Annotated in this window: 15 protein-coding genes; 7 read left to right on the plus strand and 8 right to left on the minus strand. The window is 51.2% G+C overall.

The window, feature by feature from the left end; translation table 11 throughout:
* Positions 1-33 precede the first annotated feature (33 nt).
* Positions 34-1257 (plus strand): peptide-methionine (R)-S-oxide reductase MsrB, encoded by a 1224-nt coding sequence (gene msrB / locus ACQUQM_RS16160; RefSeq protein ID WP_432470909.1) that lies wholly within the window; start codon positions 34-36, stop codon positions 1255-1257.
* Between the two features lie 133 nt (positions 1258-1390).
* Entirely contained in the window at positions 1391-1744 is a 354-nt protein-coding gene (locus ACQUQM_RS16165; protein ID WP_432470910.1) for a hypothetical protein, read from the plus strand.
* 12 nt (positions 1745-1756) lie between these two features.
* On the opposite strand, the gene ACQUQM_RS16170 is transcribed toward ACQUQM_RS16165, so the two are convergent.
* The gene (locus ACQUQM_RS16170; RefSeq protein WP_432470911.1) at positions 1757-2665 is read right to left on the minus strand and encodes a LysR substrate-binding domain-containing protein; all 909 of its coding nucleotides are present in this window, start codon (positions 2663-2665) and stop codon (positions 1757-1759) included.
* A 142-nt stretch (positions 2666-2807) separates the two neighbouring features.
* Here ACQUQM_RS16170 and ACQUQM_RS16175 point away from each other — a divergent pair, with 142 nt between their 5' ends.
* Positions 2808-4136, plus strand: coding sequence for an aspartate aminotransferase family protein (locus ACQUQM_RS16175; RefSeq protein WP_432470912.1), 1329 nt, complete (start codon positions 2808-2810; stop codon positions 4134-4136).
* Positions 4137-4200: 64 nt separating this feature from the next.
* Complete coding sequence (locus ACQUQM_RS16180; protein WP_432470913.1) at positions 4201-5019, plus strand: 3-keto-5-aminohexanoate cleavage protein; 819 nt, start codon at positions 4201-4203, stop codon at positions 5017-5019.
* Positions 5020-5061: 42 nt separating this feature from the next.
* Here ACQUQM_RS16180 and ACQUQM_RS16185 read toward each other — a convergent pair whose 3' ends face one another.
* The gene (locus ACQUQM_RS16185) at positions 5062-5679 is read right to left on the minus strand and encodes a 3'-5' exonuclease (RefSeq protein WP_432470914.1); all 618 of its coding nucleotides are present in this window, start codon (positions 5677-5679) and stop codon (positions 5062-5064) included.
* A gap of 141 nt (positions 5680-5820) precedes the next feature.
* Between ACQUQM_RS16185 and ACQUQM_RS16190 the strand changes: the two genes are divergently transcribed.
* Positions 5821-7077: a GIY-YIG nuclease family protein gene (locus tag ACQUQM_RS16190; protein WP_432470915.1), complete on the plus strand. Its 1257-nt coding sequence runs from the start codon at positions 5821-5823 to the stop codon at positions 7075-7077.
* 323 nt (positions 7078-7400) lie between these two features.
* Here the strand turns inward: ACQUQM_RS16190 and ACQUQM_RS16195 are convergent, their stop codons facing one another.
* From ACQUQM_RS16195 to fadB, 4 genes are all read right to left on the minus strand, one after another.
* Positions 7401-7721 carry a hypothetical protein gene (locus ACQUQM_RS16195; protein ID WP_432470916.1) on the minus strand — a complete coding sequence of 107 codons (321 nt, stop codon included), beginning with the start codon at positions 7719-7721 and terminating at the stop codon, positions 7401-7403.
* An 830-nt stretch (positions 7722-8551) separates the two neighbouring features.
* Positions 8552-9148 carry an ACP phosphodiesterase gene (locus ACQUQM_RS16200; protein WP_432470917.1) on the minus strand — a complete coding sequence of 199 codons (597 nt, stop codon included), beginning with the start codon at positions 9146-9148 and terminating at the stop codon, positions 8552-8554.
* Between the two features lie 104 nt (positions 9149-9252).
* Positions 9253-10431: an acetyl-CoA C-acyltransferase FadA gene (gene fadA, locus ACQUQM_RS16205; RefSeq protein WP_432470918.1), complete on the minus strand. Its 1179-nt coding sequence runs from the start codon at positions 10429-10431 to the stop codon at positions 9253-9255.
* 12 nt (positions 10432-10443) lie between these two features.
* Entirely contained in the window at positions 10444-12606 is a 2163-nt protein-coding gene (gene fadB, locus ACQUQM_RS16210) for a fatty acid oxidation complex subunit alpha FadB (RefSeq protein ID WP_432470919.1), read from the minus strand.
* Between the two features lie 600 nt (positions 12607-13206).
* Here fadB and ACQUQM_RS16215 point away from each other — a divergent pair.
* Together ACQUQM_RS16215 and ACQUQM_RS16220 are read left to right on the plus strand one after the other, a co-directional pair.
* Positions 13207-13785, plus strand: coding sequence for a 1-acyl-sn-glycerol-3-phosphate acyltransferase (locus ACQUQM_RS16215; protein WP_432470920.1), 579 nt, complete (start codon positions 13207-13209; stop codon positions 13783-13785).
* Positions 13786-13984: 199 nt separating this feature from the next.
* Positions 13985-15124: a diguanylate cyclase domain-containing protein gene (locus ACQUQM_RS16220; protein WP_432470921.1), complete on the plus strand. Its 1140-nt coding sequence runs from the start codon at positions 13985-13987 to the stop codon at positions 15122-15124.
* 31 nt (positions 15125-15155) lie between these two features.
* On the opposite strand, the gene ACQUQM_RS16225 is transcribed toward ACQUQM_RS16220, so the two are convergent.
* Together ACQUQM_RS16225 and ACQUQM_RS16230 are read right to left on the minus strand one after the other, a co-directional pair.
* Positions 15156-15926 carry an enoyl-CoA hydratase gene (locus ACQUQM_RS16225; protein ID WP_432470922.1) on the minus strand — a complete coding sequence of 257 codons (771 nt, stop codon included), beginning with the start codon at positions 15924-15926 and terminating at the stop codon, positions 15156-15158.
* Between the two features lie 181 nt (positions 15927-16107).
* Positions 16108-16650 carry a DUF2889 domain-containing protein gene (locus ACQUQM_RS16230; RefSeq protein ID WP_432470923.1) on the minus strand — a complete coding sequence of 181 codons (543 nt, stop codon included), beginning with the start codon at positions 16648-16650 and terminating at the stop codon, positions 16108-16110.
* Positions 16651-16673: the final 23 nt, after the last annotated feature.

The following is a 16673-nucleotide window of genomic DNA, read 5'->3' on the forward strand; positions in this document are numbered from 1 at the left end:
CCACACAGGAACTGAATACCAGAGGGACTCAGGATGCGATACAAACAAACAATCCCCGTACTTTTATTGATTGCCGGCGCCAGCGTTTACACTTTAGCGCAAGAGCCCACGACTGCAGCAACACCGGTAACGCAAAACGCCAGCCCGCTAAACCAGGACGGCTTGGCTGTGGCAACTTTTGCCGGTGGCTGCTTTTGGTGCACAGAGTCAGGGTTTGAAAAGCTTCCCGGGGTAAAAGAGGCCGTATCCGGATATACAGCAGGCAATACCGAAAATCCGACATACTCTCAGGTTTCATCCGGCAGCACCGGCCACACTGAAGCGGTACAGGTTTTCTATGATCCACAGATCATTACCTATGCCGGACTATTAGAATCGTTGTGGCGTCAGATGGATCCAACCGATGGTGACGGCTCTTTCGTCGATCGCGGCAAGCAATACCGGCCCGGAGTGTATTACCATAATGATAGCCAGAAGATGATCGCCCAGCAGTCAATGCAGGCGCTGTCGAATTCCGGACGTTACAGTAAACCCCTGGCGACGGAGCTGGCTAAGCTGACTGTATTCTACCCGGCCGAGGACTATCATCAGGATTACTACAAGCGCAATCCGGTACGCTATAAATTTTACCGTTTTAACTCCGGCCGCGATCAATACCTGGAAAAGACCTGGGGTGATGAGTTACACCCGGATTTCAGCCAGTTTGGCCGTGGCCAGCAGCCGTCGAATAAGCAGGTAAACGAGAGCAGCGAAGCAAATAAAGCTCCAAATAACTCTACTGAAAACTCCTTTGATAACTCTTTTACTAACTCCTTTGATAACTACAGTAAACCGTCAGACACGGAGTTGAGATCACAACTGACCAAACTGCAGTATGACGTGACCCAGAACGATGCCACTGAGCGAGCTTTTCAGAATGAGTTCTGGAATGAGAAACGGGACGGAATCTATGTCGATATCGTCAGCGGTGAGGCGCTATTTTCATCTCGGGATAAGTTCAAGTCAGGCACCGGCTGGCCCAGCTTTGCTAAGCCGATCACGTCAGCTGCAGTCTCAGAACACAGTGATACCAAGTTCTTTATGACCCGCACCGAAGTACGCAGCCGGTTCGCCGATTCGCACCTGGGTCATGTCTTCTCAGACGGCCCTGCGCCAACTGGTTTACGCTACTGTATCAACTCGGCCTCGATGCGCTTTATTCCGGTTGAGGAGATGGCTGAGGCGGGCTATAGCGAACTACTGGCACAGTTCAAGTAAGCGATTCAAACAGCTCAAAAGCAGAGAGGCCGGCAAGCAGTTCCCGTAAGCCGGTCATTATTTGCAACAACCTAAACTTTTCCTCCGTCGGGTCGCTAACCTGTATCTCAGCCAACCAGTTCCCGGTGTCTCTGTGCTCAGACCGTTAGCTTTAACTTTATTCATGCTGATAGCGATGCCGTTATCGGCGATGCAGATCATTGATGCCCGCTCTGCGGCGGTGTACATCCAGAAGCAACGACCACTGGTCCAGGCTTGCCTGAAACAGGCCCTGCGCAGCACTGCGCTGGCCGAAATCTGGTCATACTCTGCCTGTGAACAGCTGCTCACCAGGGATCAGCAGATTAAAACCGCCTGGGCACTGCTGTTACCCCAGGGATCAGTCACCGGCCTGATTGGTGTACCTTATGGTTTACGCCAGCCAACCGTCGATGCTTACGCAGAATACAAAGCGCTCGCCGAGCGTATCGCCCAATTGGCACGCTAAGTAAATAAGCATTCAGCCCGGCTCAATAATCTGAGAGCGAGCCAGGTTATCCACCAGCCACTGACTGAACTGACGCACTTTTAGCTGATGCCTTTTATGTTCAGGAGCGCTGAGATAATAGCCAAAGCCACTCACCATACTCAGCCCCAGCGGCGCTACCAGGCTGCCTGACTCCAACTCCCTCTGCACCAGAAAGTCAGGCAACAACGCCAAACCAAGCCCCTCTTTAACAGACTGTAGCGACATAAAGAAATGCTGCGCCGCGATGCCCGTATCGATCAGTTTCGGATCAAGATTCAACTGCTGAAAAAATGTTTGCCACATCTCCGGCCGTGTGGTCTGAGCAAGCAATTTATGCTGTGGAATATCCGACAAGCGGTTAATCGGAAGTCCCTGAATCAGGCTCGGCGAGGCAACCAATAACAATCGTTCTGGCAATAACAGGCTGGCCCTGGCCGGCGCTTTATCTTGCTGAAAACAACGGATTGCCAGATCCGCCTCGGAGGCGACAAAATCGGGCACCCCTTCGCCACTGATCAGTTCTACATTTAACTTCGGATAACGCTTTTCAAACTGCTGTAAGCGGGGAATCAGCCAGATACTGGAAAGTGAAGGCAGCATATCCAGCCGCAGGCTCTCCTTACCGTTAGCCGTACCCTGCAACTCGGCGGTAGCCTGATCAATACTATCCATCGCCGTTGAGATTGCCGCCAGATAGCGATTGCCTTTAACCGTCAGCTTTAGCTGATTAGGATTCCGCTGAAACAGTTGCTCGCCGAGATACTGCTCCAGCTGTTTAATCTGTTTACTGATTGCACTCTGAGTGACACAAAGCTCTTCTGCGGCGGCGGTAAAGCTCAGATGCCGGGCTGCTGCTTCAAAGGCTTTGATTGAATTAAGCGGGGGTATATGACGACGCATTATTTTTTCCTGTTCTGGAAACGATCAGCCCTCACAAGCCATTCCTTTTTCTCATACCCTAAAGAGGATAACGCGTTTGCCGGAAAATGCTATTGCCCGTTTAATAGCCATACCCAACTAAGCCAGCCCGGACCCCTGCATTATGACTCATGTTTTTCACCGCCACTGCCACAGTAACCTGCCTGTCGCAGCCAGCGGAGACGGCCCTTACATAATCGATAAACAAGGTAACCGTTACCTTGATGGCTGCTCCGGTGCGGCGGTATCCAGTCTCGGCCATAATCATCCCGCCGTGCTTGATGCGATCCGAAATCAGTTACAATCCATTCCTTACGCTCATAGCGGATTCTTCACCTCGGAACCTGCCGAACAACTCGCCAGCTTACTGGCAGATAAAGCGCCGGGAGACCTGAACCGGGTGTATTACACCAGCGGTGGATCGGAAGCGGTCGAAGCCGCTCTGAAAATGGCCCGCCAGTACTTTCTGGAACAGGGCGATACGCAACGCCAGTATTTTATCGCCCGTCGACAAAGCTATCATGGCAATACATTAGGCGCGCTGGCTGTAGGCGGCAACCAGTGGCGCAGGGAGCAATTTGATCCCCTGCTCAGCCCGGTACAGCACATCGCCCCCTGCTACAGTTACCGCGACCAGCGGGATGACGAAACTGAGACAGAATACGGTCTGCGTATCGCCAATGAACTGGAACAAGCGTTGCTCGAAACCGGAGCAGAAAAAGTGTTGGCCTTTATCGCTGAACCGGTGGTTGGAGCAACCGCCGGCGCCCTGCCAGCGGTACCCGGCTATCTGAAGCGGATCAGGGAGATCTGTGATCGCTATGGCATCCTGCTGATCCTCGATGAAGTAATGTGCGGCATGGGCCGCACCGGCAGTCTGTTTGCCTGTGAACAGGATGACGTGGTGCCGGACATGATCACTGTGGCTAAAGGCCTGGGGGCTGGTTATCAGCCAATTGGCGGGGTTTTGGTCAGGGAACCGATCTATCAGGCATTTGCCCGGGGCAGCGGTTTTTTTCAGCACGGCCATACCTATATGGCGCACCCAACCGCCTGCGCGGCTGCACTGGCAGTGCAGCAGACAATTGAGCAGGATCAGCTGCTAACCAGGGTTAACCAGCTAAGCAGCCATATTTTCAGTCACCTGAACGAAGTGTTCAGCGATCATCCGAACGTGGGCGACATCCGCGGGCGCGGCCTGCTGATCGGCCTGGAACTGGTTGCTGACCGGGAAACTAAGCAACCCTTGCCGGCAGACAGTAATATCCATCAACTGATCAAGCAGTCAGCAATGCAGCGAGGTTTGATGTGTTACCCGATGCCCGGCACAATCGATGGCAAACGGGGTCACCATATTCTGCTGGCACCGCCGTATATTCTGTCTGATCTGCAAGCCGACGAGCTGGTTGGCAAACTACAACTATCGCTTCAGGATGCCTGCAAGCAGCTATAGATAAATACAGAAAAACGCATAAGAAAACAGGAAACTCGTTGGGAACTAACAGGAAACTACAGCGATGCATGAATCTCCGGTTATCATTACCGTAGCGCCAAACGGCGCCTATAAACAGAAAGCGGATCACCCGGCACTGCCGATTACACCTGCTGAAGTTGCTCTGACGGCAGAACAGGCACAGCAGGCGGGCGCCACTGTTATCCACGCCCACGCCCGCGACGAGCAAGGCAGACATTCCCTTGACCCAGAGCTTAACCAGCGGGTGTGGGATGCGATCAGAGAACGAACCGGCGATAAGATCGTAGTGCAGCTGACCACTGAGGCAGCGGGGATCTTTCAGCCGGAGCAGCAGATGCGAATGGTCCGCCAGGTAAAACCCGAAGCCGTCTCATTTGCCCTGCGGGAACTGATTCCGGATGCTGCAGCAGAGCAGCAGGCAGCCACATTCTTTCACTGGGTTGCCGAACAGCAATTGATTGCTCAGTATATTCTCTACTCTGCGCAAGAACTGAGCTGGTATAAAAAGCTACGTAGCAGCGGGGTTATCCCGAATCAGCCGCATCAACTGTTATTTGTCTTAGGTCGGTACCAGCAACAACAACAATCCACCCCGCAGGATCTGGAGCCATTCCTGCAATCAGGCTGTGACGATCTTGACTGGATGGTCTGCGCTTTCGGTAAACAGGAAAGTCTTTGCGCCCGACACGCCCTTGAACTGGGTGGTGATGTCAGGGTCGGATTTGAAAACAACCTGTTGAATAGTCAGGGAATACAAGCCGAGAATAACGCTGAGCTGGTGCAGCAGGTCACTGATCAGGCCCGGGAACTTAAGCGCCCATTGATGACTGCAGCGCAATTCCGCCAACGCTTTATTTCTTAAAAGCCAGTCCCTGACAGCCTTACCAAGATAAGTTTAAGACCGTCACTGACGATTAAAATAACCGGAAACGCCCGCCTTGGGCGTTTTCGACAACTGTTGCAGCTGACGAAAGGTCAATTCCACCTTGCCGTAATCCAGTTCAATATCCTCCAGCATCTGCAACCATAACCTTGCAGTCATCTCAGCATCGGCCAGGGCGCGGTGAAATACGCCGTCGGTAGGTATATTTTTATATTCGACCAAGCCTCCCAGGCGGTGGTTTGGCGCGCCCTGATACAAACGACGGGCGATCAGCATAGAACAGGCGAACTGACCCGGATAACCGGCCCCGATACGTTCCAGTTCAGCATCGAGGAAGCGGCGATCAAAGGAAGCGTTGTGGGCAACTAAATTGTAGCCATCGATAAATTCGGCAAACTCAGCCATGACCGAAGAACAGTCCTGAGCATCCTGCAACATCGCATTACTGATCCCGGTATATTGCTCGATGAAACTACTGACTCTTCGACCCGGATTCATCAGCCGCTGAAAGCTGTCTGTAATCCGGCCTTGCTCAATAATAACCGCACCAATTTCAATCGCCCTGTCGCCCTGGTCCGGCGATAATCCGGTGGTTTCAAAGTCAAGAACTATAACAGTATCAGCAGGTTGCTTATGCATTCTAATCACTATGGTAAACAGTCTAAAAAATGGGATGAAAAAATAACTAAATTTCAAGTCTTACCTTTCACAAATCCGGCTCTATAATACGCGCTTTTTGTCAGGCAGTAGTGCATTTTTAAAAGCACGGAGTTACCCCATTTGATCATCTTCACCATCACCAATTCTATTACTGATCAAGTTTATGTAGGATCGACCCGCGACAGTACCGATAGTCGCTGGGAACAGATTCTTGTTGCCGCTGAAACCGGCCTTGAACACCCGTTATATACCGATATCCGTGAACATAACCCACAAAATTTCATCATTTCCGAATGGGCCATCGCCGAAGATCTTCAGGATCTGCGCGAGCTGACTAAGGAAGCGATTGAAACCTTCAGTGCGATTGGTCTGCAAGGACTGCGCACCTCGGCACCTGTTGCAAAACCAACCCGTGCCAAGCCGAAGAAAAAAGAGGTCCCGGAGGAGCCTTCGCTCAGCGAAGCTGCCGCCAACATTTTCGCCAGTCGCAATGCATTAGAGAACGACAGTGAGTCCGCCCTGGACGATCTTGACAGCTTCGATGGACTGGAGTTTTCAGGGCTTGATAAAGAGACCGATAAGGAATCAGATAACGGCGACGCTGACGCCGTAAAATCCGCACCAGTCAAACCGGTTGAGCAGGAAAAAAGCCTGACTCAGATGGCTGAGGATAGAGATAAGCAACTGGCCGGAAAGATCGCTAAAGAACGCGCCGAAGCACTCGAGATGGCCAAATTGATGGCCCGGGTAGACGCCAGAAGACGTAGTCCGAAAAGCAAAGCCGCCAGCGCTAAAAAAGCAGCTGGCACAGCTAAAACCAAAGCTAAAACAGCCACCAGCAGTGCACCTAAGCTGTCCAGCGGCAAGGTGGGCTCAGCTACCCAGGAACGCAAAATCCGCGAAGCCATTGAGCAGGAGAAGGAACAGCGCCAGGCTGAAAAGCTTGCTCAGCAGCAGGCCGAATCCAAAGAGATGGCCGAGCTGATGGCGCGGATCGACAGCCGTGGTAAACCTGCAGCTAAGGCTAAGGCTAAACCGAAAGCCAAGAAAACCCTGTCTCTGAAAACCACAGTTACCAGCCAGCCTGCAAGCAGTGCTGCAGCCAGAACCCCTGACGTAGCAGCTCAGCCTGCCTTAGCAGATAAGATCCCTGCCCGGAATATGGAGCGTGTACTGGAACATGCTCAGCAAGCGACAGTGGAAAGACCGTCCGCCTCCCGGTTCTCTACTGCACTACGGGAACGCAAGATCCGCGATACTATCGCCCGGGAGAAATCCCAGCGCATCCAGCAGCAGCAGAGCCAGCAGTCTGCCCAGGCTGATCAGCTGAATGCTCTTCAGGCTCGGCTTGCAGCCAGGGCGGCTAGTAAACAGTAGCTAAAAGCAGCTGCTAGATCGCGGCTTCTATTAAACAGTAGCTAGATCGCGGCTTCTATTAAACAGTAGCTAGATCGCGGCTTCGCCGCTAGCTAGAACGGAAGGCAAGCCTTCCTGCTAGTGGCTAGAAAAAGCGAAAGTCAAAAACATAAAAACCGCCGATTGGCGGTTTTTTATTCTTAACTGGATTACTGGCCAGACGCATCATTATCTCTATGGGAATGTCCGCTTTGATACAGAGCGGAGATCTCAGAACCTAACGCCGTGCTTTGCCGGCTGAGCGTAGCGTAGCTCCGCAACAGCACCTTGTTAGCACTGAGCTTTTACTCAAATTTACTGGTAAAACTGTAGTTATCACCAGCTTCAATAATAAATTCAAATTCCCACGTTGAATTTACATTTACGCCACAATAGCTAAATAAAATAGTCGACCCAACGGTTATGTATGACAATTCAAATTCATAGTCTTTATAAGAATTCATTTTTCTTGCGACGATTGAATCTAGCTCTACCACACTCTTTAGCAAGCTAAATAATATGGCCCTATCTTCATCAGTTAACTCTATTTTGCCTTCAAAAACGACCGTAAATTCACAACCATCTGCTCCAAAGTCAAAACATAAATCCGTTTCGTAAGTGTACATTTTGCCTTCCTCGAAATCATCAAAGAAGTTTGGCGGATTTTTCTCTGAGAGAGTATAAATGTTGTTAATCATAATTTAGTGCTAACAGCTTAATTGTGTGCGTGCGCGTTTTACTGCCGCAGGGTTTGCGGCAAGGGGGGAGGTATCTATCTGAAAGAAATGAGACTTTCTGAAGCACATTGATTTTCATCCCCTGAAAACGCGCTGGCACGCTTTGTCATTTTCAACCGGCCGGTAAGATCGCCTGTTGATATCCGTATCTGACTGATATTGCCCGATTATTTTGAGTTATACCAGTATCCTCCCCTTCTTACAGCGCGTGGAAGTGGCCTGCACACATAAAATATTTAGAAGGCTTTATGCTTTTGATTTTTCTAGCGACTAACAAACGGCGAAGCCACGTTCTAGCTAGCCGAGCTTGTTCGGCGGTCTGGCGAGTCGAGCTTGCTCGATGATCTAGAATGAACGTTGGGCTTCGCTACGCTCAAACCAACCTACCGCTCTTACGAAGTTAGGTGGTCAGTCATAAACCCATGAGAAGAAAGAAGGCTTTTTGCTTTTGATTTTTCTAGCCACTAGCAAGCGGCGAAGCCACGTTCTAGCTAGCCGAACTTGTTCGGCGGGCTGGCGAGTCGAGCTTACTCGATGATCTAGAGCGAACGTTGGGCTTCGCTGCGCTCAGACCAACCTACCGTTCTTACGAAGTTTGGTGGTAAGTGTTTAAGCAAACCAAAATTAAGAAGTTTTTTTGCTTTTGATTTTTCTAGCCACTAGCAAGCGACGAAGTCGCGTTCTAGCGAGTCGAACTTGTTCGGCGGTCTAGCCACTGCTTAAAACCCCTTCGGGGTTTTAATTACCGGAGAGCTGAATTCTTCGATAAGATCCGGGAAAAAGCTCTCGAAGCCCTGTTCAAATGTCTGGTAGTTCTGTTCCAGCTCCTTACCGACTCCGGCGAATCGGTGTTGAAACCTGATCCGGCTGGCGATCCGATCCAAGGCGTAGGCGACGCCTTCAAGCTCTTCATAGGAGCTAAACCAGTCTTGTGCTGATATACGCTGGGTCACCTGCTGCATGCGTTCCGGCATCAGCTTCTGCCCGCTATCAAGATCGCGGTATAACTCACGGATAAACGACTGTTTCGGGACCTCGCTGAAGCGTTCCCAGTGCAGTAGCAGATAATGATCGAACAGGACATCCAGGGCGATTCCGGCAAAGCGTCTGCGCTGGGGTGAAAAGCAGGCTTTCAACTCCCGGACTGCGGGATGCTGATCGGTAAAATGATCAACCCGGCGATGGTTGACCAGCCCCTGATAGATCTCAGGCGACAGGGATTGCGTGTCGATACCGCGGGCAAAGTCCCCCAGCAGGTTGCCGACACGGGACGGCACTGTCGGTTGCGCGAGAACAAGATGGGCAAAAAAATTCACAAAAAAAACCGGATACCAAAAGAGTTACTTTCAGTATCCGGCGTTTTATCGACGACTGCAACGACAGTGCCGTTGCGTAGTCCGGTCAGACTGAGTTCAGCAGCCTAGTTGAGGCGTTCAAAGACAGTCGCAATGCCCTGTCCCATACCGATACACATAGTTGCCAGACCCAGCTCACCGTCATTCTGCTCCATCACGCTGAGCAGTGAGGTTGAGATACGGGTGCCGGAGCAACCCAGCGGATGACCCAGAGCGATAGCACCGCCGTTCAGGTTAACCTTCTCTTCCATCTGATCCAGCAGCTTCAGACCATTCAGCACCGCCAGGCCCTGCGCTGCAAATGCTTCGTTGAGCTCGATATAATCGATATCAGCAATGGTCAGACCGGCACGCTTAAGCGCTTTCTGAGATGCCGGTACCGGACCGTAACCCATAATGGAAGGATCGCAGCCAGCAACGCCCATTGAGCGGATCTTAGCGCGTGGTTTCAGCCCCAGTGCCTGCGCTTTAGCGGCAGACATCAGCAACATACCGGAAGCGCCATCAGAGAAAGCTGAGGAGGTACCCGCGGTCACTGTACCAACCTTAGGTACGAAAACCGGCTTCAGGGCAGACAATGTTTCTACTGTAGTTTCCGGGCGGATAACCTCATCCTGCTCCAGCAGGCTCTTAAAGCCATTTTCGTCATGGCCTTCCACTGCAACGATCTCATTGTCAAAGCGGCCCTGACTGCGGGCTTCATCCGCCAGGCGGTGGGAGCGGGCACCAAAGGCATCCTGCTGTTCCCGGCTGATACCGTTCATCTTACCCAGCATCTCGGCGGTGATACCCATCATCATCGCCGCTTTCGCCACCTGCTTACTCATCTGCGGGTTAACATCGATACCGTGCAGGATATCCAGATGCCCCATATGCTCAACACCACCGACCATAAACATATCGCCGTTGCCGCTCATAATTCCCTGCGCGGCAGTATGTAACGCCGCCATTGAGGAGCCACAGAGACGGTTAACGGTTTGTGCGGCAACAGTATGCGGCAAACCAGCCAGCACCAGCGCGTTACGTGCAATGTTAAAGCCCTGCTCTTTGGTCTGGTTGACACAACCCCAGATCACATCTTCAATTTCAGCCGGATTAACCTCTGGGTTGCGCTCCAGCAGCGCATTCATTACCCGGGCAGACAGCGCTTCAGCACGCACATTGCGGAAAGAACCGCCTTTGGATTTACCCATTGGGGTACGGACACCGTCGACGATGACCACATCATTCGGATTCAGACTCATCTTCGATTCCTCTTATTTTGCAGCACTGGAATTTAAGTACTTAGCGCCAGTGGCAGCCATCTCTTTCATCCGTTCGGTCGGCTGGTACAGCGGCCCCAGATCGGCATATTTTTCGGTCATAGCACAGAATGCAGCCATACCCATCTCATCCAGATAATGGAATAAACCACCACGGAACAACGGGAATCCGATACCATAGATCAGTGCCATATCGGCTTCTTCAGCAGAAGCGACGATCCCCTCTTCCAGACAACGAACGGTCTCGATGCATAGCGGAATCATCATCCGCTCGGTAATTTCTTCAGCTGAGAATTCGCGAGTCTGTGCAGCAATATCGCCGATCTGTTGACCGACTTCATCATCAGACAACTTCTTCGGACGACCGCGACGATCCATCTCATAGCGATAGAAGCCTTTACCATTCTTCTGGCCATAGCGTTCCAGGCTGTACATCCGGTCAATCACGGTTTCACCTTCATGCGACATCCGCTCAGGGAAGCCTGCTGCCATCACCTGATCGGCGTGATGCGCGGTATCGATACCGACAACATCCAGCAGGTAAGCCGGGCCCATCGGCCAGCCAAAGCCTTCCATTACCTTATCTACCTGACGGAAATCGGCGCCGTCCTGCATCAGGCCGCTGAAACCGCCGAAGTATGGGAACAGCACCCGGTTTACCAGGAAGCCAGGACAATCATTCACCACGATCGGCGTCTTACCCATGGCGCTGGCGTAAGCCACTGTCCGCGCGATGGTTTCATCCGACGTTTTCTCACCGCGGATAACTTCCACCAGCGGCATTTTGTGTACCGGATTAAAGAAGTGCATACCGCAGAAGTTTTCCGGGCGTTTCAGTACTTTAGCCAGAGCATTGATCGAAATAGTCGAAGTATTGGAAGCCAGTACCGCATCGTCAGCAATGTGTTGCTCCGCTTCTGCCAGCACCATCTCTTTAACTTTCTGATTCTCTACTACCGCTTCGACCACTAAGTCGACGCTGCCAAAATCACCGTAGCTAAGCGTCGGACGAATCATGTTAATCGTCGCGGCCATCTTAGCGCCATCGATACGGCCGCGCTTGAGCTGGCCACCGAGCAGCTTATTGGCTTCATCCAGGCCCAGCTGAATTGCTGCTTCGTTGATATCCTTCATCAGGATCGGCGTACCTTTAGAGGCCGACTGGTAGGCGACTCCGCCGCCCATAATACCGGCACCCAATACCGCAGCCTGTTTCACCTTCGCGGCTTGTGCTTCGTAGCCCTTGCTGACCTTCTTCACATACTGGTCTTTCAGGAACAACCCGACCAGCGCTTTAACAACAGGGCCACCCGCCAGCTTCGCTACGCCACGTACTTCGGCTTCGATCGCTTTGTCGCGGCTCATACCACAGGATTTCTGGATCGTCTTAACTGCCTGCATCGGTGCCGGGTAATGCGGTCCGGCTTTAGCGCCAATCAGCCCCTTAGCGGTTTCAAACGCCATCATCTGCTCAATCTGGTTGAGCTTAACCGGCGATTGTTTCTCATCACGTCGGGCCTGGAAATCAAACTTACCCGCAATACACTTGTGCAACAGGTCCAGACCTGCGTCCCGTACTTTATCCTGGCTGACAACCGCATCAACGGCGCCATCCTTCAGAGCTGCCGGAGCGCGTTTTTCAGCACCGGTACAGATCCAGTCATGGGCATTATCAATACCGATCAGGCGAGGCAGACGAACGATGCCACCCCAACCCGGGTTAATACCTAACTTAACTTCCGGCAAACCAACTTTTGCCTTTTCAGCCATGACCCGGAAATCGGTTGCCAGACAGAGTTCGAAACCGCCGCCGAATGCGACACCATTAATGGCAGTCACCGTCGGGCAAGGCAGATCTTCAACTGCGCTGAAGATTGCATGCTGTTCAAGCAGCTTGGCGATCAGCGCTTCTTCGCCGTCGGCGAACAACGAACTGAATTCGGTAATATCTGCACCAACGATAAAACAATCTTTGGCGCTGCTGAACAACACCCCTTTAATACCATCAACGGCGCTCAGCTGACTAACAGATTCCTTCAGTTCAGCCAGGGTAACCTGATTAAACTTGTTTACCGGTTCACCCTGCAGATCAAATACCAGCTCATAAATGCCGGTCTCAATTTCCTGAACCCGTATCGCTTGACCTTCAAATAGCATGGTCGACTCCATACGTATGTATTTATTTTAAGAAGCAGTCGCTCGCTTCAATGCTCAAAACTCAGCTCATTACGCAGCTAGGGAAGGTGCGAACAAGTCTCTTGCGCCTCTGGCTTTCAGAGAGATTGGAGATCAAGGCAACAATTACAGACATACGGGTTGTACGTCGAAAATTGTTAACACTGAGATCCAGCCCCTCTGAAAGCCCCAAAGGGCGAGCTCTAGGACGGCCACCTGCTTTGTCAGACAGTTTGAAAAGGTCCAGACATTTCACTGCTCTGTCTTTCGCGTATCTGGCCGTTCTATAGCTCGCAGAGAAATACATTAGACTTATTTCACACCTTCCTTAATTCTAGTAGTGCATCCTGATGCTGATTAATACTAGACAGTTTACCCGGCACAACAATGACAAAAAGGCCCTCAATCAATGACAAAAACATTTATAGCGAAAGATATTCTTTGTTTATCAGTAAGTTAACAGAAAATAGACAATCACTAAAAGCGCTACAGATATGTAACAAATCCGGTCTTAAAATTAACTTAGCCGTAGACTGCTTAAATCATTAAAATAACCGCTTTGAAAAGCCGGAATCTGCCCTGATGCATCGCACTATATTTTCCACCCCAGTTATCAAACCCGCTCTGCGCTGGTTCTCCCGAACCTTGCTAAGGTTACGTGGCTGGGAGCTGGACTTCTCCGCGACTGAGAATGTGGATCGTTGCGTCATCATCGGCGCCCCGCATACCACTAACTGGGACCTGCCCTACGCTCTGTTGCTGGCATTCAGCCAGGACATGCCGATCTACTGGATGGGTAAGATTCAGATATTCCGTTTTCCGTTTAAACGGCTGATGATGTGGTTAGGTGGAGTGCCTATTGATCGCTCCCGCTCGAAAAATGTCGTGACTCAGGCGATCGGACAGCTGCAGGACGCCGATAATCTGTATCTGGTCATAGCACCGGAAGGAACGCGCTCAAAAGTCGAACAGTGGAAAACCGGCTTTTACCATATTGCCGATGGAGCCGGAGTACCGATTCTGACCGCCTATATTGATCACAAAGCCCGCCGCGCCGGAATCTATAAAGCGTACCAGACCAGCGGTGACGTCGAGGCCGACGTCGCTGAAATTCAGGCGCTGTATGGCGATCTTTTACTGCGTCATAAGGACAATCAATAAATCGGCTGGGTGGAAAACATTTTCTAGCCTGACCGGTATAAACATTGTCTGAAATAACCCAGCGAAAGCCTGCCCTAATAACGTTTTCGTACAGCCTCATTACCACGCCATTTTTAAACATCAAAGTGGGTAATATAGTCATTTAGTGCGAATTTCGCGTGCTACACTTCTCGCTATTAACGCAAGAGTGATAGCTGTCTTGAGTAATTTTTCTTCTCAAAATATCGACGCGCCTCAGGAAATAGATGAAGCGGTTTTTATAACCCAGACTGATCTGTTACTGGAACGGGGCATTCGCAGTAAATGGGCGATTCTCGCTGGCGGCGTCGTGTTTGCTTGCGTACTTTACTACTACAATACGCCACTGCAGTTGCTTATCCCCTGGTATCTTGCACTGATATTTTCCAGTTATATGCTGGCCCGGGCATGCCGCTCACAGCCAGACAAAAACACCCTGAAAGACAAAGCCAGCCAGCTTCTTTGGCGCACTGTCTTTAGCTGTATGAGCGCCTTTCTGTACGGCGTTTCAGTATTTCTTCTGCCGCAGGCTGTCGCCGAAATAGCCATCGCGATGCTGTTCACGATTCTGGTTATTGCCGTCACGGTCACCGTCGTAATCTGTATTAACTTCCCGCACAACTATATCGCATTTGATCTTGCCGCTATGCTGCCCGTTCAGTTGTATTTCTTACTTAACTGGAATGTCCCGATGCTGCTGCTGACGTTGATTATGCTGATCGGGCATATCGCTTTTACACCGATGGCCTTCCATCTGTCCCGTATATCGAAACAGGCAATTCGTGCCAATCTGTTACTGCAGCGCGAGATAGAAGAGCATATACAGTCGAAGAAGCAGGTTCAGCATCTGGCGCTGCATGATCATCTGACCGGCGTTGCCAACCGCCGGCATTTTGAAGATCATGCTGAAAACATGATTGAAGCGGCAGAAACATTTGGCATCATTTTTATCGACCTTGATGACTTTAAACAGGTCAACGATAGCTTTGGTCATAAGATCGGTGATCAGGTACTGAGAGTTGTCGCTGAGCGGATCTCCCGGCAGATCAAAAGCAGCGATTTTGTCGCCCGCCTGGGCGGCGACGAGTTCTGTATTCTGATTCAGGGCGGTGATACCCGCGCCAGTCTGAACCGGGTAGCACGGGACATAGCCAGCGCGTTTTCAGCACCGATTCTGATTGAAGACCTGCAACTACAGCTCACCTGCAGCACAGGTTCCGCGCTGTATCCGGATAACGCCCTGGAGCTGGATGCGCTGATCAGTATCGCCGATCATCGCATGTACGATCACAAGAAAAATAGTAAGCCTGTATCCGCCTGAAAACGATTGAACAGTGTTTTAAAACCTGGAATTAAAACCGGGAGAAGTCCGCTGCACGTTTCTCAGTAAACGCCTGTAGCGCTTCCATCGCTTCCGGTGACTTAAGCCGGGCAGCGAACTGCTCAATTTCAGCCACCAGCACCTGCTGCAGTTGTTCCTGCTGACCGCGACGCAACATCGCCTTACTCTGACGTACGGCATCCGGCGCAAGAGCCGCTAGTTTCTCAGCTTGTGCGCGGGCTACATCCATCAGTTTGCCATGTTCAACCACCCGGTTTACCACACCCAGGTCAGCCGCTAATGAAGCGTTGAAGGCCTCTCCCATCACCACTAACTCAAAAGCCTTACGATGTCCGACAAGTTGTGGCAGCAATAAACTTGCCCCGCCTTCAGGCACCAGTCCAAGACGGACAAAAGGCAGCTGAAAATGTGCCTGATCACTCGCGATTACCAGATCACAATGCAACAGCATCGTAGTACCAATACCGACCGCGACACCAGGTACGACAGCGATAACAGGTTTGCTCACCGTAGTAATGGTCTGCAGGAATTTCAGCGGGGCCTGAACCGCATCGGGACGATCCAGAGCGGCTATAAAATCGAGTATATCGTTACCGGCCGAGAAACAATCTCCGGCGCCGGTCAGCATAATCACCCGCACCTGCGGGTCGCTATCCGCTTCAAGCAACGCTTCCGACAACTGCTGATACATCGCCAATGTCAGGGCATTTTTCTTATCCGGACGATTCAGGGTCAGTTCCAGAATGGAACCGGTACGTTGCACAAGCAGTTGATCGTTCATCAGTTAACTCTCTTCTGGCTGATATGAAATAAAAGCACCACCAAACCGGTTCGCGAAAGGTGCTGTTGACTAACTACTGTAATAGAAAGCAAAGCGATATTGCGGTCAAAAACTTAACCATTTCGGTCTGAATAGACTTTTAATAAGAAACCCAGGCCTGGTGGAGCCATTTAGAAAAGAGCTATGACAAAGGTTTATAATGTTCCGGCAGCAGCTCTTTAATAACGTTACTGTCCTGCGCCCAACTATGACAACTATTGATCATGAATCCGGCGCCCTGCTTCATCACATCAATCTCAATATTCGGCCACAACGTTTGAATCGCCGTTGTCGCGACAGGCTGCAGCAGCTCATATAGATGGGTACAGCCCTGAGTGCCGCCCAGCAGATCTTTGCATTGCCGGGACCAGCCGGGACCGATACGAGTGCCTTCAAGCTTGCGAAAAGCGCTGGTTATCCCCGGGCAGATACTGAATGGCGAATGCTCAATGAATGCTTCAACCTGATGAATCAACAGTTGCTGATCCAGCGTAATACGCAACCCGAGATCATGAAACGGGTCACCGGCAGCGACCTCGCCTCGCTCTGGCAGCTCAACAGTTTCGGTTTTAACATCCAGCATCCGGGCTTCTATATCCCACAGGCCATCGGTTCTTTTATAACCACAGCAATCCACTGTGCGGCGGTGCTGCAGCATCCGCCGTACCGGTTTCGAAAAAGCCATTAAATTCTCCTGCGACCTGAGAA

The sequence above is a fragment of the Amphritea sp. HPY genome, assembly GCF_050870985.1.
GTDB lineage: Bacteria > Pseudomonadota > Gammaproteobacteria > Pseudomonadales > Balneatricaceae > Amphritea.